This is a genomic window from Methylomonas koyamae, from assembly GCF_006483455.1.
In the GTDB taxonomy this organism is placed as follows: Bacteria; Pseudomonadota; Gammaproteobacteria; order Methylococcales; family Methylomonadaceae; genus Methylomonas; species Methylomonas koyamae_B.
Window position 1 is genome coordinate 1 of sequence record NZ_PPPU01000021.1, and the last position, 24,267, is coordinate 24,267.

The 24,267-nt window shown below is 57.0% G+C and carries 21 protein-coding genes; 5 read left to right on the top strand and 16 right to left on the bottom strand.

Annotated features, from left to right (window positions below):
• Window positions 1–122: 122 nt before the first annotated feature.
• Together gloB and C2U68_RS12365 are read left to right on the top strand one after the other, a co-directional pair.
• Window positions 123–890, top strand: coding sequence for a hydroxyacylglutathione hydrolase (gene gloB, locus C2U68_RS12360; RefSeq protein WP_140912792.1), 768 nt, complete (start codon window positions 123–125; stop codon window positions 888–890).
• A gap of 71 nt (window positions 891–961) precedes the next feature.
• On the top strand, window positions 962–1,825 hold the full coding sequence (locus C2U68_RS12365) for a glycosyltransferase family 2 protein (protein WP_140912793.1): 864 nt from the start codon (window positions 962–964) through the stop codon (window positions 1,823–1,825).
• Between the two features lie 5 nt (window positions 1,826–1,830).
• On the opposite strand, the gene C2U68_RS12370 is transcribed toward C2U68_RS12365, so the two are convergent.
• The 10 genes from C2U68_RS12370 to C2U68_RS12415 all read right to left on the bottom strand — a co-directional run bounded on the left by C2U68_RS12370 (window position 1,831) and on the right by C2U68_RS12415 (window position 10,483).
• The gene (locus C2U68_RS12370; RefSeq protein ID WP_140912794.1) at window positions 1,831–2,964 is read right to left on the bottom strand and encodes a methyltransferase; all 1,134 of its coding nucleotides are present in this window, start codon (window positions 2,962–2,964) and stop codon (window positions 1,831–1,833) included.
• Between the two features lie 201 nt (window positions 2,965–3,165).
• Complete coding sequence (locus C2U68_RS12375; RefSeq protein ID WP_140912795.1) at window positions 3,166–3,963, bottom strand: TatD family hydrolase; 798 nt, start codon at window positions 3,961–3,963, stop codon at window positions 3,166–3,168.
• A gap of 46 nt (window positions 3,964–4,009) precedes the next feature.
• Entirely contained in the window at window positions 4,010–4,360 is a 351-nt protein-coding gene (locus C2U68_RS12380) for a PilZ domain-containing protein (RefSeq protein ID WP_140912796.1), read from the bottom strand.
• A 4-nt stretch (window positions 4,361–4,364) separates the two neighbouring features.
• On the bottom strand, window positions 4,365–5,360 hold the full coding sequence (locus tag C2U68_RS12385) for a DNA polymerase III subunit delta' (RefSeq protein WP_140912797.1): 996 nt from the start codon (window positions 5,358–5,360) through the stop codon (window positions 4,365–4,367).
• Window positions 5,348–5,974, bottom strand: a complete 627-nt coding sequence (tmk, locus tag C2U68_RS12390) for a dTMP kinase (RefSeq protein WP_140912798.1) — start codon at window positions 5,972–5,974, stop codon at window positions 5,348–5,350. Before tmk ends, C2U68_RS12385 begins: the two co-directional genes overlap by 13 nt.
• Window positions 5,971–6,960 carry an endolytic transglycosylase MltG gene (gene mltG / locus C2U68_RS12395; protein ID WP_260839337.1) on the bottom strand — a complete coding sequence of 330 codons (990 nt, stop codon included), beginning with the start codon at window positions 6,958–6,960 and terminating at the stop codon, window positions 5,971–5,973. The genes tmk and mltG overlap by 4 nt, the downstream gene beginning before the upstream one ends.
• Entirely contained in the window at window positions 6,945–7,784 is an 840-nt protein-coding gene (pabC, locus tag C2U68_RS12400; RefSeq protein ID WP_140912799.1) for an aminodeoxychorismate lyase, read from the bottom strand. Before pabC ends, mltG begins: the two co-directional genes overlap by 16 nt.
• A gap of 27 nt (window positions 7,785–7,811) precedes the next feature.
• Window positions 7,812–9,056, bottom strand: a complete 1,245-nt coding sequence (fabF, locus tag C2U68_RS12405; RefSeq protein ID WP_140912800.1) for a beta-ketoacyl-ACP synthase II — start codon at window positions 9,054–9,056, stop codon at window positions 7,812–7,814.
• Window positions 9,057–9,151: 95 nt separating this feature from the next.
• Window positions 9,152–9,385: an acyl carrier protein gene (gene acpP / locus C2U68_RS12410; RefSeq protein WP_013820083.1), complete on the bottom strand. Its 234-nt coding sequence runs from the start codon at window positions 9,383–9,385 to the stop codon at window positions 9,152–9,154.
• Between the two features lie 162 nt (window positions 9,386–9,547).
• Window positions 9,548–10,483 (bottom strand): hypothetical protein, encoded by a 936-nt coding sequence (locus tag C2U68_RS12415; protein WP_140912801.1) that lies wholly within the window; start codon window positions 10,481–10,483, stop codon window positions 9,548–9,550.
• A 171-nt stretch (window positions 10,484–10,654) separates the two neighbouring features.
• Between C2U68_RS12415 and C2U68_RS12420 the strand changes: the two genes are divergently transcribed.
• Window positions 10,655–11,107, top strand: coding sequence for a DUF4124 domain-containing protein (locus tag C2U68_RS12420; RefSeq protein WP_140912802.1), 453 nt, complete (start codon window positions 10,655–10,657; stop codon window positions 11,105–11,107).
• 52 nt (window positions 11,108–11,159) lie between these two features.
• On the opposite strand, the gene draG is transcribed toward C2U68_RS12420, so the two are convergent.
• Together draG and C2U68_RS12430 are read right to left on the bottom strand one after the other, a co-directional pair.
• A complete protein-coding gene (gene draG, locus C2U68_RS12425; protein ID WP_140912803.1) occupies window positions 11,160–12,041 on the bottom strand; it encodes an ADP-ribosyl-[dinitrogen reductase] hydrolase in 882 nt (293 codons plus the stop codon).
• Window positions 12,041–12,847 (bottom strand): NAD(+)--dinitrogen-reductase ADP-D-ribosyltransferase, encoded by an 807-nt coding sequence (locus tag C2U68_RS12430; RefSeq protein ID WP_140912804.1) that lies wholly within the window; start codon window positions 12,845–12,847, stop codon window positions 12,041–12,043. The genes draG and C2U68_RS12430 overlap by 1 nt, the downstream gene beginning before the upstream one ends.
• 174 nt (window positions 12,848–13,021) lie before the next feature.
• Here C2U68_RS12430 and C2U68_RS12435 point away from each other — a divergent pair, with 174 nt between their 5' ends.
• Window positions 13,022–14,608, top strand: coding sequence for a flavin monoamine oxidase family protein (locus C2U68_RS12435; protein WP_140912805.1), 1,587 nt, complete (start codon window positions 13,022–13,024; stop codon window positions 14,606–14,608).
• Window positions 14,609–14,664: 56 nt separating this feature from the next.
• Window positions 14,665–15,591 carry a DUF3616 domain-containing protein gene (locus C2U68_RS12440; RefSeq protein ID WP_140912806.1) on the top strand — a complete coding sequence of 309 codons (927 nt, stop codon included), beginning with the start codon at window positions 14,665–14,667 and terminating at the stop codon, window positions 15,589–15,591.
• 25 nt (window positions 15,592–15,616) lie between these two features.
• Here C2U68_RS12440 and C2U68_RS12445 read toward each other — a convergent pair whose 3' ends face one another.
• From C2U68_RS12445 to C2U68_RS12465, 4 genes are read right to left on the bottom strand one after another with little or no spacing between them, the layout of a single operon-like run.
• Window positions 15,617–18,334, bottom strand: coding sequence for a COR domain-containing protein (locus C2U68_RS12445; protein ID WP_186289598.1), 2,718 nt, complete (start codon window positions 18,332–18,334; stop codon window positions 15,617–15,619).
• Window positions 18,335–18,386: 52 nt separating this feature from the next.
• Window positions 18,387–21,647 (bottom strand): efflux RND transporter permease subunit, encoded by a 3,261-nt coding sequence (locus C2U68_RS12455; RefSeq protein ID WP_140912808.1) that lies wholly within the window; start codon window positions 21,645–21,647, stop codon window positions 18,387–18,389.
• Entirely contained in the window at window positions 21,644–22,741 is a 1,098-nt protein-coding gene (locus C2U68_RS12460; RefSeq protein WP_140912809.1) for an efflux RND transporter periplasmic adaptor subunit, read from the bottom strand. The genes C2U68_RS12455 and C2U68_RS12460 overlap by 4 nt, the downstream gene beginning before the upstream one ends.
• 20 nt (window positions 22,742–22,761) lie before the next feature.
• Complete coding sequence (locus C2U68_RS12465; RefSeq protein WP_409563854.1) at window positions 22,762–24,093, bottom strand: TolC family protein; 1,332 nt, start codon at window positions 24,091–24,093, stop codon at window positions 22,762–22,764.
• Window positions 24,094–24,267: the final 174 nt, after the last annotated feature.

Sequence of the window (24,267 nt, forward strand, 5' to 3'; positions counted from 1 at the left end):
AGATCGAAGCTTTTTGCGCTTAGGCAACACGTGCTGGCGGGGTATCTTGAATCCTCGTACCAGCCCGCCATGGCGGAGGCAGTAGCGATCGTAACTGGCGATAGTTAAAGCCACTGTCCGTTATGTTAGATATCAGCATCATTCCGGCCCTGACCGACAACTATATCTACCTGCTGCAGGAACCGGATAGCGGCCTAACTGCAGTGGTGGACCCGGCAACATCGGCCCCGGTCATGGCCGAACTGCAACGGCGCGGTTTGGCACTGAATTACATTTTCAATACCCACCACCACAACGACCATATCGGCGCCAATCTGGAACTGAAAGTCGCAACCGGCTGCAAGATCGTCGGCGCCAAGTCCGACCATTCCAGAATTCCGGGCATCGACATCGCGCTAGGCGATGGCGACCGGATAGCACTCGGCGGCGAAACACTGGCAGCCATCGATACGCCGGGCCACACCATTGGTCATATCGTCTACTACAGCGCCGGCAGTAACGCCTTGTTTTGCGGCGATACTTTGTTTTCATTGGGTTGCGGCCGCCTGTTCGAAGGCAGCGCCGAACAAATGTGGCAATCGCTGCAAAAACTGAAGGCACTCCCGGCCGAGACCAAAATATATTGTGCGCACGAATATACCGAAGCCAACGCCCGCTTCGCCTTGACGCTGGAACCCGGCAATCCGCTATTGCAAGAGCGTTATGCCGAGGTCTGCCAACTCCGGCGCAGCAACGCTCCCAGCCTGCCCTCCACTATCGGCCGGGAATTGGCGACCAATCCGTTTCTGCGCGAGCACAGCTCGGAGATCCGGCAAAACCTCGCCCTGCCGACGGCTTCGGCATTGGCGGTTTTTACTGCGATACGCCGGCAGAAGGACCGGTTTCGCTAAAGCCCGCGGCAGCCGGTACTGGCGAAGTCTGCTAAACTGCACGGTGGTTTCCACCGTAAATTGACCGCTTGATGAAAACACCTGAGTCGCTGAGTATTGTCCTGCCCGCCAAGAACGAAGCGGCAAATCTGCCAGCTTTTCTGCCGAAATTGCTGGAGTTGTACCCGCAGGCCGAAATTTTAGTGGTCGACGACGGTTCCAGCGACGACACCGGAGCCATTGCCAACGACGCCGGAGTCAAGGTGGTCCGCCATCCCTATTGCATGGGTAACGGCGCGTCGATTAAAACCGGGGCCAGACAAGCGAAGGGCGATATTCTGGTGTTCATGGACGCCGATGGCCAACACGACCCGCACGATATTGCCGCGTTATTGGCAAAAATAAATGAAGGCTACGACATGGCAGTCGGCGCCAGAAACGCCCGCAGCCATGCTTCGTGGTTCAGACGCATTGCTAACAAGTTCTACAATAAGCTGGCGTCATTGATGACCGGCCACCGGATCGACGACCTGACCTCCGGCTTTCGCGCCGCGCGCGCCGACAAATTCCGTAAATTCCTTTACCTGCTACCGAACGGATTTTCCTATCCGACCACCAGTACCATGGCGTTTTTCCGCTCCGGATTTCCGGTGGCCTACGTCCCGATCCATGCCGGCAAACGTAGCGGCAAGAGCCACATCCGCCTGCTACACGACGGCTTACGTTTCTTTATCATCATTCTGCGTATCGGCGTACTGTTCTCGCCGATGCGGTTGTTCCTGCCGATCAGTATGTCGATTTTCGGCGTCGGCATGGGTTACTACGCCTACACCTATATCACTGAAGCTCGTTTCACCAATATGAGCGCCGTGCTATTCCTGTCCGCCATCGTCACTTTCCTGATCGGCATCGTCTCTGAGCAAATCTCGTCTCTGCATTACAAAAACATCGAATAGCCGGCTCAAGCCTTTTCACAACTGAAAATGACGAACTTGGCATTCGCCGCCACTTGCCGGCAGCGGCCGAACAGTTTTTTCAGCGCGATATGGTAGTTGAGGTGGCGGTTTCCGATCACCCGCAACTCGCCGCCGGGCCGTAACACCGCATGCGCCTGTTGAAACATGCGCCAGGCGATATGGTCGCCGATCGCGTGCTGTTGATGAAACGGCGGATTGCAGACGATGCAATCGGCACTTGCCGGTGCAAAACTGCTCAGGCAATCGCCGACGACGAACTTCGCCCGCGGCGCATCGCCGAACCGACTGCGAAAATTTTCCGTTGCCGAGGCGATAGCCATGAACGATTCGTCGACAAACATGATATTGGCTGCCGGATTCGATTCGGCAAGGCGCAAGCCGATCACGCCGTTGCCGCATCCCAGATCGATGTAGTCTCGATAGCCCGGCTGGTCCGGCAGATGTTGCAACAGAAAGCGGGCACCGATATCCAGACTTTCCCGGGAAAACACATTGGCATGGTTGCAAAGCGGCGGCTCTTCGGCCGCCAGGCGGTAGTAACTGGGGTAGGGATTTTGCGGCAGGCGGATATTCGGATCGAGGCTGGTGAAAATCAGCCTGGCCTTTTTTCTGGCCAACGACGGTACGGTCGGGCCGACCAGCCGTTCCAACAGCTTCCAGGCATTGGCCGGTAAAGCCTTGACCATGCCCGCCGCAACGATGCGGCTATCCGGCTGCAACAACGGCCTGAGTCTATGCAACTGGTATTCCAGCAAAGCCAAAGTCTTCGGAATCTTGATGAGCAACAGATCGATCGGTGGCGACGGCAAGGACAGACTATCCAACAGCAACACCCGGTCGGCCGCTATCGCATTCGCGGCCAAATTTTCGCGCGTCGCCTGCTGCGATAACCAGGAGTCGGAAATGGCCGTCGGCCGAAATTCGCTCAACGCCACGGCCAGCGCCCCGAAGTTATCGTTCAGGATGACAACACTCTGACCGGCAAGCGCTTCGGTTTCGGCCAGATGATGCAGCACATAGTCGTCGGCCGCATCCCAGGCCTGCAACAATTCGTTTTTTCGGTGGGGTTGGCGCGTTAGCCGAAAACAGCCCTGCGGGACGCTGAATTGCTGTTCCATCGGTGATCAAGTCCGGAAAATGGGAGACGTAGAGCCTGGATCGAAGTCAGCGACAAATTGTCACGCGGCAAATTGCCACATTTTCAACGTTAGAATGCTCCAGTACACTGATAGCAACTCTTGTATGCGTCCTTCGGGAAAATGAGAGTTATACCCCACCTCTTTGTGCGGTAGCGCCGTATCCGGTGCTACCGCATTTTTTTACGCGGCCAAATTGCAGCGTCCGGCTTCAAGCCCGAACAACCGGTAAAAATTTTCGCTGGATTGCTTCGCCACCACTTCGACCGAGGTGCCGCGCAATTCGGCAATATATTCGGCTACGTGGCGCACGTAGGTCGGATAGTTGGGCTTACCGCGGTAAGGCACCGGCGCCAGATAAGGCGAATCGGTTTCGATCAGGAAGCGGTCGGCCGGAATTCTACGCGCCACGTCTTGGATCGCTGCGGCATTTTTGAACGTAACGATGCCGGAGAACGACACGTAAAAGTTCAAATCGACAGCGCGTTGGGCGTAGGCCCAGTCCTCGGTAAAGCAATGAATCACGCCCCCCACCGTATCGGCGCCTTCCGCCTGCAACACGTCCAAAGCATCCTGCCCGGCCTCCCGAGTATGAATGATCAAGGGCTTGTGCAACTGCTTGGCCACCGCGATATGGTTGCGAAAACGCCGAAATTGCCACTCCAGATCGCCCTTACTATGAAAATAATCCAGGCCGGTTTCGCCGATCGCAATCACCTTGTCATTTGCCGCCAATCCCAGCAATTCGTCGATGTCAGGCTCGCGACCATCGGTGACATTCGGATGCACGCCCACCGACAGCGAGATATCCGGATATGGCGCGGTTTGCGCCAACATCGCCGGATAGGACTCCAGATCGATGGCAATGCAAAGCATATGCTGGATGCCGGCTGTCCGGGCCGCGCGGACAAAAACGTCGAAATCGTCGGCATAAGGCGCCAAGTCAATACGGTCGAGATGGCAGTGGGAATCGATGAACATGAAGCTTGGGAAACGTTAGTGCCGAGCGGCAACCGCCCGGTCAGGATTACATGGTGTGGGTGGAGCGGTCCGACTCCAGCGCACCGGCCAGATAGGTTTCGATTTTATTGCGCGCCGCACCGCCGTCCTGGTCGCTGAATTGGACGCCAATACCGGCGGCACGGTAACCTTCGGCACCGTTGGGCGTCTTCCAGATAATTTTGCCGGCGATCGGCAAGCGCTCGGTCTCTTCCATTAAATTCAACAACATAAACACTTCCTCGCCCATTTCGTATTCACGCTTGGTCGGGATGAACAGACCGCCGTTTTTGACGAACGGCATATAGGCTGCATAAAGCGCGTTTTTATCCTTGATCGATAGCGACAGGATACCTTGCCGGGGAGCTGCTTCCGCCATAATGTCAGTGTGGGTTGAGTTGAGACCAGTCGATTAACAATTGTTCTAGCATCAGTTGTTGATTCAATTGCGTCGCCAACTGCGCTTTCGCCGTCAGCACACGGTCGTAGAATCGGTAAACTCGCTGCAATTCTAGCCGCTCGGCAACGCCTTGCAAGCTGTTTTTCAGATCGGGATTGGCCAAATGCGCCGAATCGGCCCGATAGGCGCATTTGACGATATCGGCCAGCCAGCTGGCCAGCCAGGCCAAAACCACATTCAACTCGATTTGTTCCTGCTTGTGCCAGCGCTCGGCGACGGCTAGCCAATCGGCCTTGCCCTCGCCAATTTGCAGCCAAGCCTGAAAATATTCTTGCCGTAGCGCCGCAATGCCGGTTTCGGCATATTGCTTGGCCAGTAGCGGCGCCCCGCCGGCCAAATCCAGCAGCAGCTCGGCCTGCTCCCGCACTCCCGCACCGTGCAGCCAGCGTAAGGCCGCATCGCGCTCCGGTATTTCGCAGACGATCTTCTGACAGCGACTGCGTATCGTCGCCGGCAGACGGGCCGGCTGCTCGCTGATCAACAACAAACAGGTGCGCTCGCCGGGCTCTTCCAGACATTTCAGAAACGCGTTCGCCGACGCCGTGTTCAGCGCATCGGCCGGCTGAAATATCGCGACCCGGTATGCATGGTACTGTGGCTTCAAAGCCAGTTTGCCGATTAACTGCCTGACTTTATCGATACCGATGGCCTTGCCGGGTTCGTCGGGCTCGACTGCGATGAAGTCCGGATGAGTACCACCGTCGAATAATTTGCAGGCAGAGCAAGCGCCGCAGGGTGTACCTTCGTCTTGCGGCGCATGGCATAGCAAGGCGCGGGCGTAATATTCGGCCAGATGGCGACGGCCCTGTCCGGCCGGGCCGGAAAACAGCAGGGCTTGCGGGATTCTATTCTGCTGAATATAACTTCGCAGCCGATGCCAGTGTTGCTCCTGCCACGGGTAAAGCGTCAGCTTACCCATAACATTTCCAGCTCAGCCAGCAGACGGGCCTGAACTTGCGACAACGGCAACGCCGCATCGACGACTCTGTACCGCACTGGATCGTCGGCGGCACGCTGCAAATAGCTTTGGCGAATACGTTCGAAAAAATCCCCTTGTTCGGTTTCGAAACGGTCCAGTTCGCCGCGGCGTTTGGCCCGCTGCAAACCGGTCTCGACCGGCGCGTCGAGTACGAAGGTCAAGTCCGGGCGCAGTCCGCCCTGAACCATTCGCTCCAACCAGGCAATTGCAGCCGGGTCCATATTGCGCCCGGCGCCTTGGTAGGCGTATGTCGCATCGGTGAAGCGATCGCAAACCACCCATTCTCCGCGTTGCAAGGCCGGCTGGATCACGTGGCGGATGTGCTGGGACCTTGCTGCGAATACCAACAGCAGTTCCGCCTGTTCGCTCAACGCTTCCTCGCTATGGTCCAACAGAATGGCACGAATCTTCTCGGCAATCGGCGTGCCGCCCGGCTCGCGGGTAACCAGCAGCGGAATATTGCGCTCGGCCAGACATTGGCGGATGAATTGCAAATTGGTGGATTTGCCGACGCCTTCGCCGCCTTCCAAGGTGATGAATCGGCCCGGCGTCATCGCTGGTAACGGTCCACGTATTTTTCGTGCTCGGCCAGGGTTGCCGAAAAGGCGTGGCGGCCATTGCCACGGGCGACGAAAAACAAAGCATCGCCGTCGTCCGGGTGCAAAGCGGCGGCAATCGACTGTTTGCCGGGCATTGCGATCGGCGTCGGCGGCAGTCCTTCGATCACGTAAGTGTTGTAAGGCGTCGGCTCGCGCAAGTCCTTATGGCGAATATCGCCGTGGTAATCGTCGCCCATGCCGTAAATCACGGTCGGGTCGGTTTGCAACAACATGCCCTTCTTCAAGCGGCGGGCGAATACGCCGGCGATTTGGCGCCGTTCTTCGCCGGCACCGGTTTCTTTCTCAACAATCGACGCCAGAATCAGCGCTTGGTAAGGATCGTCCAGCGGCACGTTTCGATCGCGCTTGCGCCATTCCTCGCGCAGCACGGCCTGCATCCGGTCATGCGCTCGTTTCAGCAAATCCACGTCCGAGGTATTTTTTTCGAAAAAATAGGTGTCGGGGAAAAACAGGCCTTCCGGGTGATTCTTGTCGGAACCGATTTTCGCCATCAAGTCCTTCAGCTCCTTGTCGCTCAAGGTATGCTGTAAATTCGGATTATCCTTAATGGCCTGGAACATCTGCTTGAACGTCCAGCCCTCCGGAAACGTAATCGAATATTGCCGGGTGCGGCCTTCGGTAAGTTGTTGCAATACGTCGGCAGCAGTGGCGCCCTTGGCCAGCACGTATTCGCCGACTTTCAGGGTGCGGTCCAGCTGCTTGCGGTAGGCAAACAGTTTGAACCAAAACCGGTTCACCATCACCCGCTGATTGCGCAAGGTTTTGATCACCGTTTCCAGGGTATCGCCCTTCTTGATTTCGATGACGGTCTCGCCGATCACAATCGGCTTTTTCTCGATGATGTGATAGTGCATGCCGGCCCAGACCGATACCAAGCCCAGAACCATCAGTAAGGTGAAGGCGACTATGCTACGGAACACGCTTGCACCTCCGCCGCTCTGGCCTGATTCAATAAGTCCTGCATTCGCCGGGTCAACGGTCCGACCGCCAGTACGCGTTGCTCCAAGCGTTTGATCGGCCAAATGCCGATCACCGAATTGGTCACGAACAATTCGTCCGCTGCCAATACGTCGACAGGGTCAAGCGGAATTTCATGCAACTGGACACCGATATCGCGAGCAAAACCGATCACCAACTCCCGGATGATCCCGGCCACGCCGCAACCGGCCAAGCTCGGCGTATACAACTGGCCGGCCTTGACGGCAAATAGATTGCTCATCACACCCTCAACCACGCGATCTTCGCTATCCAGCATCAAGCCTTCCTGAATATCGTCGTCGCGCCATTCTGCTCGAGCCAGAATTTGCTCTAATCGATTCAAGTGTTTGATGCCGGCGAGCGCAGTATTGATCGACAAGCGGTGCCAACAGAAACGGGCGCGAATGCCGTCGGTTTGGAATGTGTCCGGGTAATCGGGATAAGGATGCAGGCTAAGTAATCGGGTGGGCTGTATCGGTTCAGGTTGGCGATAACCCCGACCGCCGGAACCGCGGGTGACGATGATTTTGAGTACCGCGCGTTCGGCCGGCTTTGCCAGCTTGGCGGCCTCCACCGCGAGCAAATCGACTGCCGGAGCCGGAATCAGCAGACGCTGACAACCGAGAGCCAATCGACGCAGATGCCGATCGAGAAACAGCGGCCTGCCCTCAACAACCTCGATGGTTTCGAACAGGCCGTCACCGTACTGAAAGCCGCGATCGGCAACGTCGACGTAGTGTCCGGGTTCGCCATTCAACAGATACATAGCCGGACACTGTTAGTTCGGGACCGCTTATTCGAAACGCTTGAAAACCAACGAACCGTTGGTGCCGCCGAAGCCGAACGAATTGGAAATGGCCAGATCGATTTTCATGTTTCTGGCCGTGTTGGGCACGTAATCCAGATCGCAATCGGGATCCTGGTTTTCCAGATTAATGGTCGGCGGCGCGATTTGGTGCTTGATCGCCAGTGCCGTCAGTACCGCTTCGATACCGCCGGCAGCGCCCAACAGATGGCCGATCATCGATTTGGTCGAGCTGACAGCCAGTTTGTAGGCGTGATCGCCCAGCGCCTTTTTCATGGCGTGGGTTTCGCCAACGTCGCCGGCCGGCGTCGAAGTGCCGTGGGCGTTGATGTAATCGACCTGTTCCGGGTTGATTTTGGCATCGCGCATCGCGTTACGCATACAGCGCGCGGCGCCTTCGCCACCTTCGGACGGCGAAGTGATATGGTAAGCGTCGCCGCTCATGCCGTAACCGACCAGTTCCGCATAAATCTTGGCGCCGCGAGCCTTGGCGTGTTCCAGCTCTTCCAGCACGATCACACCGGCGCCGTCGCTGAGGACGAAACCGTCGCGGTCGCGGTCCCAGGGCCGGCTGGCGCGCTGCGGATCGTCGTTACGCCGCGACAGCGCTTTCGCCGAAGCAAAGCCGCCCATCGCGGTCGGCGAGGTAGTGCAACGCTCGGCACCGCCGGCGACCATCACGTCGGCATCGCCGTATTTGATCAGACGCGCCGCATCGCCGATGTTATGGGTACCGGTTGAGCAAGCCGTAACGATCGCGAAATTCGGCCCTTTCATGCCGTATTTGATCGACAGGTTGCCGGAGATCATGTTGATAATATTGCCGGGGACGAAAAACGGCGAAATCCGGCGCGGTCCGCCCGCCACGTAGGTGGCATAGCATTCCTCGATTCCGGTAATGCCGCCGATGCCGGCGCCGATCGCAATGCCGATGCGCTCGGCGTTTTCTTCGGTAACGACGATGCCGGAGTCCTCAATCGCCTGGCAGCCGGCGGCAATACCGTAATGGACGAAACCGTCCATCCGCTTGGCATCCTTCTCCGGAATGTAGTCGCCGATGTTGAAATTTCGAATCACGCCGCCAAAAGTCGTTGCAAACGGTGAAATATCAAAAGAATCGATCGGCCCAATGCCGCTTCTGCCATTGACAATACCGTCCCAGGTATCCGCAACATTGTTGGCTAACGGCGTAACGGCGCCTAAGCCCGTAATTACAACTCGACGTGTGCTCACAGTAAACTACCGGTAAATAAAGAAGACAACCAGAGAAGGGGGATGTATCGGCTAGTGGATGGCGTCATCCACTAGCGTTTGGAAACAACTTGCTGTTATTGCAGATTGGCGTTGATGTAATCGATAGCCAATTGGACGGTGGTGATTTTTTCGGCTTCTTCGTCCGGAATTTCGCATTCAAATTCTTCTTCCAGAGCCATGACGAGTTCAACTGTGTCTAAAGAATCAGCACCAAGATCGTCGACAAAAGACGCATCGTTTGCGATTTCTTCCTTTACGCCTAATTGTTCCGCGACAATCTTTTTTACTCGTTCTTCGATATTACTCATATGTTTTTCCTCGAACAATGCAAATGCCCGACTGCAAGCACTTACCTTATCTTTAGTGTTGTATTAATTGAATTTGCTATCTCGTCACTGGCCTAGCCTAACGACTTCGCGGATTATACTTGATGTTCCAAAAATTTCACAACATTAGGCCGGCCCGCGCCACTATGCCGCCTTACCGCGCAAATTTTTCAAAATTTCTTCCAAAGGCACCAAATTCAGCTTGATCCGGTACAAAATCGCGCCGTCTTCCAACACCCCAAAGCACTCGTAAGTACGCAGCATGATGTTGGTTTGGTTCAGCGTATTGTCTTTCGATTCCGGCAATTGCTTGACCAGAATATGCAGTTTGTCGTTGTTTTTGACTCTGGCCAAGTGTACGCGGTCCACCGAAATGTCGTGCGAGGTATACACCATCGGATTGCGTTTGAAATCATGGTTCTCCAACTGCGCTTTTTCCAGCAAAGCGCCGGAAGTCAGACTGCACGGATAGACTTCCGGATAATGCGCGACATGGGTCAATTCATCGAAATAATCCGATTGCTCGGCCAACGATCCCGACAAAAAGTTTTTGACGTTGCCGTTATTCATCCATTTCCGTTTCAAGAACAAATCCGTGCCCGGCACCACGGTTTTATCGGCGATGCCGTTCAAATCGGGCAAACCGCTCAAATCCACATCCGCCAGAAATAGCGGCGATTTGGTTTCCTTTTTGTAGCCCAGCAGAATGGTCTTACCCAGCGATTTGATCGCCACTCGGTTGGTCAAGGTCAATTCCGGTATGGTGTTGATCAGCGTTTTCTTGATGTCCAGCGTCATTTCCTGGCGCGGGCGCAACGCGTTGACGAAGGTAATTTGGTAGTTGCTAAACCGCAGCTGCTTCTCGGCGATGATCTGATCTTCGTGCTGCACCTCGCGATACAGGCGCATTTGGTGCTCGATTAGCGTGTTCAATTGAAACCCTAACACGATCGGGCCCTTGAACGGGTTATGGGTGATCTGCAACCATTTATGCTTGTCGTGAAACAGATTGAAATCGTCCGAGGCGTTGCGGGCGACTTCGATGTGAATTTGTTCGAAAGTAAACGACTGTGCTTTCATTGCAAGCTGCTGGGTGTATGGGGACAGGCCGTTATTCTAGGCCGATTGCGGCGGATCAGAAAGGCTCCGCCGCACCGAACAAGTCCGGCCACTCCGATCTAAACCGTTAATGACCGCTTAATCAAACCGCGCTAACGTATTCGCCGTAGCATTTCTTTCCGGGAAAAACTTATGAAGCCTTTGTTATACATCGTCGCCGCTACCTGCGTTATGGCAATTCCACCCGCTGCAAATGCCGCCGCTTACAAATGCACCGTGGCGGGCAAAGTCGTCTACCAACAATCGCCGTGTGCCGGAGAAGGCAATGCCGTCAAAATCGACAACGATACAGAAGAGAAAAAGCTCAATCGCCAAATGGAGTCGCAAGAAGCCGCTCGCCGCCGTCAGGAATTGGACAACATGGCGAAAGGCGTGGACCGCAGGAACGCCCAGGAAATCAATACCCAGATGCAAATCCTGGAAAACCAGCGGCAGAGGCAAGAAGCGTTGGATTTCCACCGCCGCCGCGCGGAAGAATATCGGGCGCTAGAGGAAGAATCGAAAATCCACGGCTCCGAGTATATGGAAGTCTGGGGCCGCAACCACGCGGAAGAACAGGAAAAACGGGCAAACGAACTGCAATGAAGACTGCCGCGGAAACGGTCGGCACAGACTCTGGCGACCACCGACGCTTCCGTCAAACGATGTCAGCCAGCATCAGTAAATCCGCGGTCTGGCGCCGTACCTGTTCGGTCACGGCGGGATCCAGCGCCGACAGCCAACGCTGCGGAATATTATCGACACCGTATTTGGCGCCGGCCAGCATCCCCGCCAAAGCCCCGGTAGTATCGGCGTCGCCGCCTTGGTTGACGGTGGCGACCAGACAGGATTCGAAACTGTCGCTGTTGAAAAAATGGTGTAGTACGGTCTGCACGGTATCGACGATATAGCCCGACGCTCGTCCCGGATAAGGGTTGTAGCCGAATTCAGAGTAACGTTGTATCAAGCCTGCGGCGACCTCTCGACAAGCGGCCTCGTCACGGCCGCCGATCAATAACCCGGCCATCCTCCCCAAGGCCAACGTCGCCGCATCGGATAAGGCATGGTGGTGGGTAATTCGGCTTTGTTGCAAACTCCACTGCTCGAACAGTTCCGGCCGCTGCAAGGTCGCCAACACCACCGGCAGATTGCGCATGCAGGCGCCGTTCCCGGCTTCGTCGTCGCGCGGTTCGCCCGACAGTTCTCCCCGATCACGAAACCGGAGAATGCCGCGCCGGCAGGTATTGCCGACGTCGACCGGCCCGCTTTCCAGCCAGGCCAGAAAATTCTCCGCCACCGCCCGCAAATTCCAGCCTTGGTTGTCGATGATCGCCTGGCCCAAGGCCAAACACATCTGGGTGTCGTCGGTCACCTGGCCCGGCGCCAGGCCCAACCAACCACCGCCGACGATGTCGCGGTGCACGCCGCAATGCTTTTGAATCCGCTTGGGCGACATGAATTCCACCGTCGCTCCCAAGGCATCGCCGCAGGCAAAGCCCAGGTAAGCCCCCAGCGCCCGCCCTAGAATCTGTTCGTTCATCAACTCAACACCTTAACCCGGTAATCGCCGCCGATCGCCAGATATTCCGCTTCTCCACGCAAGGCATGATGCGGCAGCAGTTCGTTAAAAAACACCAACTTCACCATCGGCACCCGCACTTCGAGGATATTGGCGCCGAATTCGCTGGCGATGCCGGGACGATCGGTAAACGAGACGATACTGTTGAAGCGGACGATTTTGTCGTGCCGGCCCTCTTCCTTGACGACGTAATCTTCCAACGCGTCCACGCCCCGGTAAAGGGTCTTGTGAGTCGCGGCAGGAACCTGGAACCGCTCGACCACCCACTGGCAAAACTCGTAAACCAGATCCAACTGCATATAGATACAGTTGTTGTGGTAACGGCTGTTCATCTTTTCTTCGATGTAAGTCAGCCAGTCGTTGCTGATGAAATTGCGAATCCGGGTTTTATGAAAGTTGGGAAACAAACCGAAGCGGCTTTCCACCCAGCCCTTCATTACCGCACCCTGGGCATTGTTGGAATCCATCCCCCAATCCTGGATCAAACGCAGGTAACTGTTACGGTAACGGCGCCGGCCCTGAGCATCGTCGCGCAAGCGCTGTTCGGTTTCGAAGCCAAACACCACACACATATAATCCTGAAACACCCTGCCGCAAGCAGCCAAAGTCGCTTGTTGCGCCAATTGGTCGAATAACCCCGGCGCCGACTCCCGGGTACCGGCAATATGCAAAGACTTGGGATGGTCGTTGAACAATTGGCTGGCAATGCAGGCAGTCGCTACGCCGATTAAATTGGTGCTGTGGCCGTAACGGCTGATGTCGGGCATGTCTTAAATGATGCGGTGGTTCGCGGTACCGGCATTCTGACATCGATACCCGGCGCTTGCCATACCGGCACGGATCACGCCTCAATCGCCACACCGGCAACCAACCCCGGTTTGCGAATTGGCCGGCCCGGTAGCACAATGCGCCATCGTTGCACAGCAATCGGGAGTTCGACCATGGCGCATTCTTTGTCATTTCGCCGGCTGATATTGGCCTTACAAGCGGCCCGCCGCCAACACCTCAAAACCCAACAGCGCCCGGCGCCGGCTGCGGGCAGCGAACTTGGCTGGAATCGGCGCCGCTTCGTCAAAACCTCGGTCGCGGCCGGTATCGCCGGCCTGCTCGGCCAAAGTCTGCCTTTACCGGCCAGCGCCGGCAATAACCCCCCGCGACAAAGCGTCGCAATTATTGGCGCCGGCATCGCCGGTTTAAACGCCGCCTATCGCTTGCAACGGGCCGGCATAACCGCAACGGTCTACGAAGCCCGCAACCGCCCCGGCGGCCGTATGCTTTCGACCAGCATCAATAACGGTTTGACCGTCGATTTAGGCGCGGAATTGATCAATACCGATCACCACGACATGCGCGCCCTGGCCAAAGCCTTCGATATTCCGCTGTTCAACAAACTGAAAGACGCCAATCGCCTGCCCTATCCGAAAGAAACCTACTTCTTCGACGGCGTCGCTTACAGCGAAGCTCAGCTCGCGTTGGACCTGGCCGATCTGGCCGGGCAGATTAACGACGACGCCGGCTTGCTGGACAGCGATTGGGATACCTACGCCCCGGCATTCGACCAACTCTCGGTCGCCGATTACCTAGACCGCCACGCCGATAAAATCCCCCAACCCTATGTCCGCGCCCTGCTGGAAAACGCGATTCGGACCGAATACGGCGTCGAAGCGGCCGAGTCCTCGGCATTACAGCTGTTGTTTCTGTTACCGGTCGTAAACGGTCAAGCGGTCGAACTGCTCAGCTACAGCGACGAAGCCTTTGCCGTACCGGGCGGCTCGGCGTCGATTACCGATGCGCTCGCCGCAAGCTTGGCCGGCCAAATCCGGTTCGGCACAACCCTGCACAGTATCGAGCGGCACAACAGCCGCTACACGTTACAGTTTGCCGATCGAAGCCAGGCCGAAGCCGACATCGTCATTATCACGCTGCCGTTCCCGGCCTTGCGCCGCGTCGATTTGCACGTTTCGTTGCCGGCGCGGTTCCGCCGCTTCATCGCCGAAACCGGCCTGGGCGTTAACGAGAAGCTGATCGCCGGATTCGACCGGCGCTTCTGGCACCAGCCGAACGGCTTTAGCCTGGCGGCCTGGACCGACCTGGGCTTCGCCGAAGTTTGGGACGAATCGCAGCGCCAACCCCGGCGCACCGACGGCGCCTTGAATTTCTTTTTGGGCGGCGACCAAGCCCGGCAATTCAACCGCACATCCAATTTTAACGCCGTAGCCGACCGCTTCATCGCCGATTTGGACCGCTTCGTACCGGGCGCCGCCGTTTCCGCCAACGGCGCCAATATTCGCAGCGCCTGGGGTAACAGCCGTTACACCGGCGGCGGCTACGCCAACTTCGCTCCTGGTCAGCTCAGCGAATTTGCCGACTATTTCTGGGTCGAGGCCAATCCTGCCGCGGCACAACAAGTGGTGTTCGACCGACTGCTGTTCGCCGGCGAACATCTGAGCGATGCTTATTACGGCTTCATGGAAGGCGGCGCCCAAACCGGCCGGCTGGCGGCGGACTACGTCATAAAACAACTGTAACCGCGCTAGGCCCTGCCGCAGCGGCTTCCTAACCATCACCCATTCGGAGACTTGCTATGGACCCAAAACGTTATCGCGGCTGTACCAACGTTTCCGGCGCTGTTGCCATCGACGCCAACCATTTCGTCGTCGCCGACGATGAAGACAACCTGCTCGGCGTGTTCGACAGCCGCCATGAACAAGTCTTGCCGCCCCGCATCGGGTTGTCTGAATTGTTTGCCGGCGAAATCGAAGACGGCAAAGGCTGCGAAATCGATTTGGAAGGCGCCGCCGCGATCGGCGACGTTTATTTCTGGATCGGCTCGCACAGCACCAACAAAGACGGCGAACGCCGCCCCAGCCGCCACCGCCTGTTCGCGCTGCAAATCCAGCGCAACGCCGTCGGCGAATTCAGCGGACAGCGTTATGGGCAAATTTACCGGACCTTGATCGACGACCTGATCCTGGACCGCCGGTTTAAACCCTATCGGTTGGATAAGGCAGTCGGCATCGCGCCGAAAGCCTTGGGCGGTCTTAGTATCGAAGGCTTGGCGGCCACACCGGAGCAAAGTTTGCTGATCGGTTTCCGCAATCCGCTGGCCGGCGGCACCGAGAAAAACGGCAGCTTACAAGACGGCAAGGCCCTGATCGTGCCGCTGCTGAATCCGCTAAACCTTCTGCAAGACCAAGCCGCAAAATTCGGCGACCCGATCGAACTGGACCTAGGCGGCTACGGCATTCGCGACATCGCCTGGCGCCGAGACGACGAATACCTTATCGTCGCCGGGCCTTACCACTTCAACGAAAAACGCCAGGAGAAACATCGGCTGTATTTATGGGATAGCACTACAGACAGACCCGAACCCGTCAAACATATCGACCTGAAGAAAATGAATATCGAGGCCACTTTCTTTTTTCCCGGACAAACGGATCGGGTGGAATTATTAACAGATGATGGAGAGAAAAAAGGCTTCCAACGCGCAACCGTGATGCTGAATCGCTAATCCCCAAAACACCATTCAAAATCGCTTACAAAAAATTCGCCAAGGCGTCGATTGCCACAGGCGCCTTCTCGATCAGCCAATCGATTGACTCGCCACCGTCCTTGATCAGCTTTAAAGCTTCGATGGTTTTGGTAGTGCCTTCCTTGGCGTGGTCGGCGAAGCGTTCCAATCTGTCCAGCGCGGACTTGCGCTGTTCCGGCTCGGCTTGCTGTAACTCAGCCAGCGCCTTGCGGATCATTTCCAGCTCACGCAAGGCTTGCTTGCGTAGGGTTTCATCTTCAACCTCTACTTCCAGAAGATCTTCGATTTTGCCCAACTCCTTGCCTAGCTGCTTAGCCTGTTCGATGTAGACGGATTTATCGCCGAGGGTGACATCGCTCATCTGACCGTTTTCCTGGTAAATAATCCGGTCGCCATGAAAATGAATTTCCCGTGCTTGCTGCTCCCGCTGTTGTTTCGGCATGATTTTCAAGACCTCGCTCAATTGAAATATTCCGTGTTCGTCAATATATTCGCGCCGACCGACACGCTCTAACGCCAACAAGGTACGGAAAGGCGCACGCGGCCCGTCTTCGCCGTCACGTAGCGACCCATTTAACGGCAAGCCCACCCATTCCTGATAGCGCAACTTTGGCATCGGTTTTAGCAGCGACTTGAATTCGTCATACAGCACCGAGAAATACCGGGCCGCGTCGGTGCCGTGTAACCAAATCGACAAACGGCGGCGATGGTAATCGGCTTGCACCAAGGCTTGGGCTTGGTAACTGTCCGACTTCAACCGCACGCCGTTTTGCCACACCAAGCCATCGACAATTTCGGCGTGGCGGCGCACGATAAATACCGTCATCAAATGCCGCGGCAGCAAGCCCTCGAAATCGAAATCAAAAGCCAGCGCCTGGGCTTTATCGAATGCCAAGGCTGCCGGACGGTCGGACGGCAACAAATCCGGCAGTATGTAGCTATCGAGCTTATTCGGTAAGCGATAGCAAATTTCAAACTGCTCCATGGCTTCCAAGATAAAACCGGCCTTGTCGGCCGGATAGTTCAAACTATGTCCTTGCTCGTCCTCAAGCTTGACATGCTTAAGGATTTCAACCACGGCTTTTTTAGCGACCTGCCCACGGCCTTGTTTGGCCGCGTCGGCATACAGCACCGAATACACCCCGTAAGTCAGCCAACACGGGTTCAATACATAGCCGTCCAGAATCGGTATATTGGGAAAATGCACCACCTGGCCGAGTTTGTCCAATAAATCCAGCAGCCAATCACGGTCCAAGCCTCCAGACTGCGCTATCCGTTGCTCGTCACACAATTGTTGGTAGTGATCGGCACTCAGAAATGCCTCCCGTCTGGCTAACGCCTGCAGTTGCTCAAACACATTAAAGTGGGCAGTCGTCAAAAGGATTTGGTGGGTGCCGATGGCACCCAACTGCCCGGCCAACGCTTCTTGAAAGATCTGAAATTGCTTTTGATGGCTATCCCGGTAATGCAGGCAGGACAAGGGATAATACCCAACGATGTTCGGATAACGCGCCTTTAGGTCGTTCATATCCAGATTCACCGCCGCCAACTCGACTTTGTTGCCGACTAACAGCACCGACGCATCGCCGCCGAAGGCCCGTACGTGTTCCAGCCAATATTCGGCTTGCTGGTTGGCGTTGATTTCGGCCCGACCGTCAAGCACCAGCACATAGACGCACTTCTCGCGCAGGAAAAATTTATGGGTAGCGTGGGCCATTACCTGACCACCAAAATCCCACAAATGCGCCTTGATATTACTGTCCGGCAGAAGCCACTCGCGTATCGCCACGCCCGGCGTCATCGCTTCCTGGCCTTCGATAATCTCCTCGTTATGCAAGGCCCGGATCAAAGAGGTTTTACCGGCAAAACCATAGCCGATGAAGATGGCCCGCACACGATTCAGCGGAATGTTGGCATCGCCGGCTGTCAGCAACTTCAGGTAAGCATTGACTGCCGCCGGCCCCTGCTCCAACAACGATTGGTCCAAATGAAATGTTCGTTCCAGCATTTCCCAATCAATCGGCTTAGCATCCAAGCGATCTCGCAGCCAATCCGCCCACCAATCGAAATCGTCTCCATACTCTCGCAAGGCCGCCAAAAAATTCCGAAACAATGTCGGGTAGTCGATGCTATCGGCTCGATTGGCGCCCAAAAAACTCTTCAGTTCAGCCAGGACGCTTGGATTTTTGTAGGGAATTGGCAAGGGGCTTTGCAAATATTTCAGAGCATTACTGTTTTTATCCAGGGCCTCTAACTCCGCCAATAAACTCCTACCCGAATTGAAACCCCGTTTAGTTAGAGCTTCGTCGGCGCAGAAGGCGGCGGCGGCGGCGGCGGCGACAGCGTCTGCGTCGGTGGCGGCGGCGGCGGTGGCGGCGGTGGCGGCGGCAAAGGCGACATTGGTGGCGACGTAGGTGGAGGGGGTGAAGCCGATGTTGGTGGCGACATCCAAGGCGGCTTCAGCGGCGGCGTTGGAAGCGGAGGATGCGTCGCCCCCCATATTCCGCTGGCTCGCCATAGCGTAAGTCGCATGCACTGCTCGCAGCAGCGCTAGAAAATGCGTCTTCCGCTGCTCTTGCGACCAGAAGTGCAGAAACTCCTTTTTTACGCCTAACAAACACGGCAAAGCCATCATTGCGGCCCGGGCAGCGAAAGCTACTCGCAACGGCGGCGGCAGGGGCTTTAAGCGCTTCTGAAAATCGTCTCTACTCGGTGCTTGCATCGCGGGTCGCCAGCATTAGCCTTAAACTTGCCATGCTAACCGAATCGGCGTTTTATTGCTCGGCTTGCGCCTTCTTCGGCATATTCCGGTTAATCAAAAAATACACCACCGGTATTACCACCAAAGAAAACAAAGTGGAAGCGATGATGCCGAAAATAAAGCTCCAGGCCAGGCCGGAGAAAATCGGATCCAGGACGATCATCACCGAACCCAGTACCGCCGATGCGGCCGTTAAAAAGATCGGGTTCAAACGGGTGGCGCCGGCTTCGACAATGGCATCGGCCAGACTGATGTCCGGGTCGCCGCGATAGATGTTTTCGGTGAAGTCGATCAGGATGATCGAGTTGCGCACGACGATGCCGGCCAGCGCGATCATGCCGATCATCGCCGTGGCCGTGAAATAGATCGGGCTGGCGTATTCGCCGACGTCGCCGGCGAACAGATTGATCAACCAAAAACCGGGCATGATGCCGATTACGGTCAGCGGAATCGCGATCATCATGATCAGCGGCACTCCCAAAGAGCCGGTCTGGCCGACCAGCAAGATGTAGATCATCACCATCGCCGCGGCAAAAGCCAAGCCCAAATCGCGGAACACGTCGACGGTAATTTTCCATTCGCCCTCGCCGGCCATTTCGGCTTTATAACCGGCCGGTAGTGGTTTGGCTTCGAACACGTCGAACAAATCCAGAATCGCTTCGACCGGACTGCGGCCGGCCATTTCCGCGGTGACGTAAGCCACACGTTGCAGGTTCTTGTGGTAAATGGCCTTTTGCCCGAGCTGGCGCTCGAAACGGCCCAACTCGCTCAGATGCACCAATACGCCGTTGGCGGTTTTGACCGACAGAGCCAGCAGATCGGCTTCGGCCGAACGCGCGGCGCGGGGCAATTGCAACCTGATGGCCAGAGGTTGCCGCTCGTTCTCAATGTGTAGTAATCCGACATCGGCACCGGCCAGCGCCAACTGCAAGGTTTGGGCGATTTGCGCGGCAGTCACGCCCAACGCCGCGGCCTTTTCGTGTTCGACCAGAAACTGCCATTTGTCGTAATCGGCTTCGACGAAATCGTCGACGTCGACCACACCCCCGGTTTGCTGCATGTCCGCCCGCACCCGGTTGGCGACATTGATGATATCGGCATAATCGGCTTGCGGCGGGCCGTAGACTTCGGCGACGACGGTGGACAGCACCGGCGGCCCCGGCGGCATTTCCACGATCTTGATGTTGGCGCCGAATTGTTTTTCGATGCGGTCGACCTCGGGCCGCATCCGCAGCGCGATTTCATGCGAGCCTTGCTCGCGGCGGGTTTTATCGGCCAGCACGATGCGGATGTCGCCGACATTGGCGCCCTGCCGCAAATAGTAATGGCGGACCATGCCGTTGAAATCCATCGGCGACGACAGACCGACATAGCTTTGGTAGCTGCTGATTTCGTTGACCGTCGCTAGATAGCGGCCCAGCTCCGCGGCGACGCGGTCGGTGGCTTCCAGCGACGAACCCTTGGGCATGTCGATGACCAATTGCAGCTCGTTTTTGTTGTCGAACGGCAGCAATTTAAGCGGCACCACTCGGGTCACCGCCATCAAGGCCGACAACACGAAGGCCACGATCACCGCTCCCAAAAACCACCAGGCCTTGGCTTTGTCCGCCAGCAGCGGTGCCAGGATCGCTTGGTAAACCCTGAATCCCCGGCTCTGCTTCAAATCGAATGCCGGGCCGTGGTCTTTGCCGTAATCGCCCTTCAATAACCGGTAACTGGCCCAGGGCGTAACGCTGAAGGCAATCACCAGCGACAACAGCATCGCGATAGGCACGTTAAACGCCATCGGCGCCATGTACGGCCCCATCATGCCGGTGATGAAAAACATCGGCACGAAGGACATGATCACCGCAAACGTCGCCAGTATCGTCGGCGGCCTGATCTCGTCGACCGCGCTGAGCAAGGCTTGCAACGGCGGTTCTTTGCGCAGCTTGTAATGGCGGTGAATGTTTTCGACGTCGACGATAGGGTCGTCCACCAACAAACCCAACGATAAGATCAAGGCAAACAAGGTCACCCGATTGATCGTGTAACCGAAGATCAGATCGCACAGCAGCGTGATCGCAAACGTCATCGGCACCGCCAGCGATACGATCAGCGATTCCTTAAAACCGAGCGACAAGGCCAGCAAAACGATGATGGTCAAAATGGCGATGCCTAGATGCATGACCAGTTCGTTAACCTTATGGTCGGCGGTTTCGCCGTAGTTGCGGGTCACGGTTAGTAACACGTCGTCCGGAATCAAGGAGCCTTTCAGTTCTTCGGTCAGCGCCAGTACCTGTTCGGCCACGCTGACGGCGTTGGCGCCGCGGCGTTTGGCGATGGCGATGGTCGCCAGGGGCCGTTCCTCGCCGGCCTGCGGCAAGCGACCGGGCTCGCCGAGCGTGTGCATCTGCGCCACGGCCGGGCCGAAACCGATGCGGGTGTAGTAGTCGGTGTCGGCCGACCCGTCGATCACTTCAGCCACGTCGCGCAAATGCAGCAAGCGGCCGTTGCCGCCGGCCACCACGGTATTACCGACCTGCTCCGCGCTTTGGTAGTAGGGTCCGGCTTCCAAGACGATTTCGCGGTCGTTGGCGGTGGTTTGGCCAACCTGCAGATTCAGGTTGTTCTGCTGCAACGCGCGTTGCACATCGGCCAGGCCGATACCGCCGGCCTGCAATTTGGCCGGATCGGGATAAACCGAAATCCGCCGCGGCGCAGCGCCGACCACCCAGCTTTTGCCGACGTTATCTACTGCCCGCAAGCGCTCGATCAGTTCGTCGGCGATACGGCGCAAGCCCATTTCGTCGACGTTGGTGTTCTGCGGCGACAGGCTCAGCAATAAAATGGGTACGTCGTCGATTTCCACCGGCTTGACCAGCCAATCGCTGACGCCGGGCGGAATGATGTCCTGGTTGGCCAGCAATTTATCCCGGGTCTTGATCAGACTGTTTTCCAGGTTCTCGCCGACGTAATAGCGCACCGTGACCACCGCCTGACCGGGCCGCGATACCGAATAGACGTATTCCACCCCCTGAATCTGGCGCAGCAACACTTCCAGCGGCGTCGTGATCTGTTTTTCCACTTCGTCGGCGGAAGCACCCGGCGCCTGCACGAACACGTCCATCACCGGCACCACGATTTGCGGGTCTTCCTCGCGCGGCGTCAACATCAGCGCCGCGGCGCCGGCCAATAACGAGATCAGCAAAAACAGCAACGACAGGTGCGAAGTAGTGAACAACCGGACGATGGCAACCGTCAGGCTGTCTTTTTTGGTTGCGTTGGAATTCATTGCCCGAGCTCGCCTTGCAACAGGATGGTTTCGCCGTCCCGCAGACCGGACAGCACTTCCAATTGATCGCCGTAACGTTTGCCGCTGCGGATATGCCGCATCTGCCATTGTCCGTCTTCGACCACGCGCACAGCCTGCAATTGGCCGTATCGGACGATGGCGCTGGCCGGCACCAGCATCACGGTTTGCGGCCCCTGGCAGCTCGTTTCCAGCCAAGCGAACTGGCCGTGTTGCAGGCCCGATGTTTTCGGCAAATTGACTTTGACTGGTTGGGTCAGGGTTTGCGGATCGATTTCCGGGCCGATTTCGTCTATCGTGCCCGACAACGTCTGCCGCAAGGCGTCGATTCTGACCGATACCGTCGCGCCCAGTTGAAGCTGGGCGGCGCACTGGCTGGCTATCGCCGCTTCCAGCCGCAAATCGTCGGGTTGGTGAAAACTAAGCAAAGGCTGGTTCGGCGCGGCCATGTCGCCGGGCTCCTGGAAGCGTTCACCGACCACGCCGTCGAACGGCGCGTACAACAGATTCTCGCCGAGCATGACCTTGCTCTGCTGCGCGGCGCTAGCGGCCTGATTTGCCATGGCCCGCGCGGTCTTGGCTTGGGCTATTACCGCATCGTAGTTCTGCCGGGTGGCGGCCTGTTTTTGGTACAGATCGACGATACGTTTCTCGTCGGCGCCGGCCTGCGCCGCCTGGGCTTGGGCCGCGGCGTAGGCGGCATTGGCGGCATTGTAGGCGGCCTGTAAGTCGCGGTCGTCCAACTTGGCGAGCAATTGACCCTTCTTCAAACGGTCGCCGGGATGGGCCGGCATTTCCAGGATTCTGGCATTCAGCTTCGGCGCAATTTTTATCGCCAGCCGGGAACGCACGGTACCCTGCCACACCGAAGTGCCGGCGGCCGCCTGTCTGGTCACGCGCACAGTCGGCGCATCGGCGGGAACGCTGCCGGGCGCTACCGCGGTAGTACCGGGCTCAATCTTGCTTGAGCCGCCCAAAACACCAAGCGCCAGCAGAATGACCAATAACAAGCCGCCGATCGCCGCCACCGGCATCAGCCACTTCGGTTTGTCGGAAAGAGAAAGATGTTGGGACATGTAGGTATGCCTGCGAGGGTTTATTGCCAAAAGCCGAGGGCTTGTTTCAGGTCCGCTTCGGCGCGCAAGGCATCGTAGCGGGCGCCGATTTGCCGGTTGCGCGCGCGATCTCGGGCGACTTCAGCTTCCAGGTAGCGGGTGACGGTGACAACGCCGGCCCGGCGTTGCTCGTTGACCAAACGCAACGCTTCCTCGGCGGCGCGCACCGCGACATCGCTGACCACAGCCCGGTTCAAAGCCTGCTGCAAGCCGAGCTGGGCCGACTTGAGCTGGTTTTCGATACGCAACCGGGTCTGCCTGACGGTTTCTTGCGCTGCGGTCAGCTCGTGCTCGGCCTTGCGGACTTTTTCCTGGGTAGCGAATCCGGAAAACACGTCCACTTCGACCATGACGCCGGCGCTGACGTTGTCGCGGTTGCTGCTGAACGCCAAGTCCTTGCTGTCCGAACCGTAACTGACATAGGCATCGGCGCGCGGTAAATGCGCCGCTTTGGCGGCCGCCAATTGCTGTTCGGCGATAGCGGCGCGTTTCTCGGCGGTTTTCAACTCGGGGTGTTGCGCCAGGGCTTGGTTCAGCAACTCGTCGAAACCGGCAGGGCTGCCCGGCAGGTCGGGTTGCACATTGCCGGCAAAATCGAATGCCTCGTTGGCGTTCAAGCCCACCAGCGTTTTTAACAGGCTTTGCGCCAGTTCGATGGCATGCGCCGACTGGATTTCGGCGTCTCTAGCCTCGGCCAATTGCGTTTCCAACGACAGCACATCGGATTTCAGCACTACGCCGGCGTCGAATTGAATCTTGGATTGATTTAATTCGCTCTGCACCGCTTCAATTGCGCGGTTATTGACTTGGTGCGCTTCGATCGCCGCCAAACCGCCGTAATACGCCGCGGTGACGTTGTTCACCAACCGGTTGCGGGTGGCGGCCCTTTCCAGTTCGGAACTTTCCACGCCCAGCTGTGCGGCCTGGCTCAAATAGTAATCCTGGCCGCCGCGGAACAGCGAATAAGTCGCCGTGACTTGCGGCCGGTAATTGTCGACACCGCCCGGATGATTAAAATCGCCGCCGTTCAGATTCAAACGCCGCTGGGCAATAATCATCGAGAATGCCATCGCTGGATTATCGCTGTGCTGGTAGGACAGGCTGGTTTTGATTTGCGGATAAAAATTGGCCAGCGCCTGCCCCAACTGGGCGTCGGCTTGCTCGATCCGCTCCTGCATGATGTGCAGTTCCGGATTGTTGGCCAACGCCTGCTCCACGGCTTGCTCCAGCGTGTAAGTACCGGCAGCCCAGGCAACCGGTCCGATTAGACTTAGCGTGACCGCAAGCGGTACAACGGCATGTTTCACAATCATTCGCATAGCACTGCCAAATGTTAGTAATTAAGTATTTCCTAATATTATAGGCCAAATCTTTTCTCTGCTGGCTTTTTTATTCGTGCAAATCCGATATTGCCGCTATTCCAGTTAAGATAGTCTCTAAGCCTTAGAAATGAATGCTTGAAATGTTTGGTCATCATGGTAACTTTA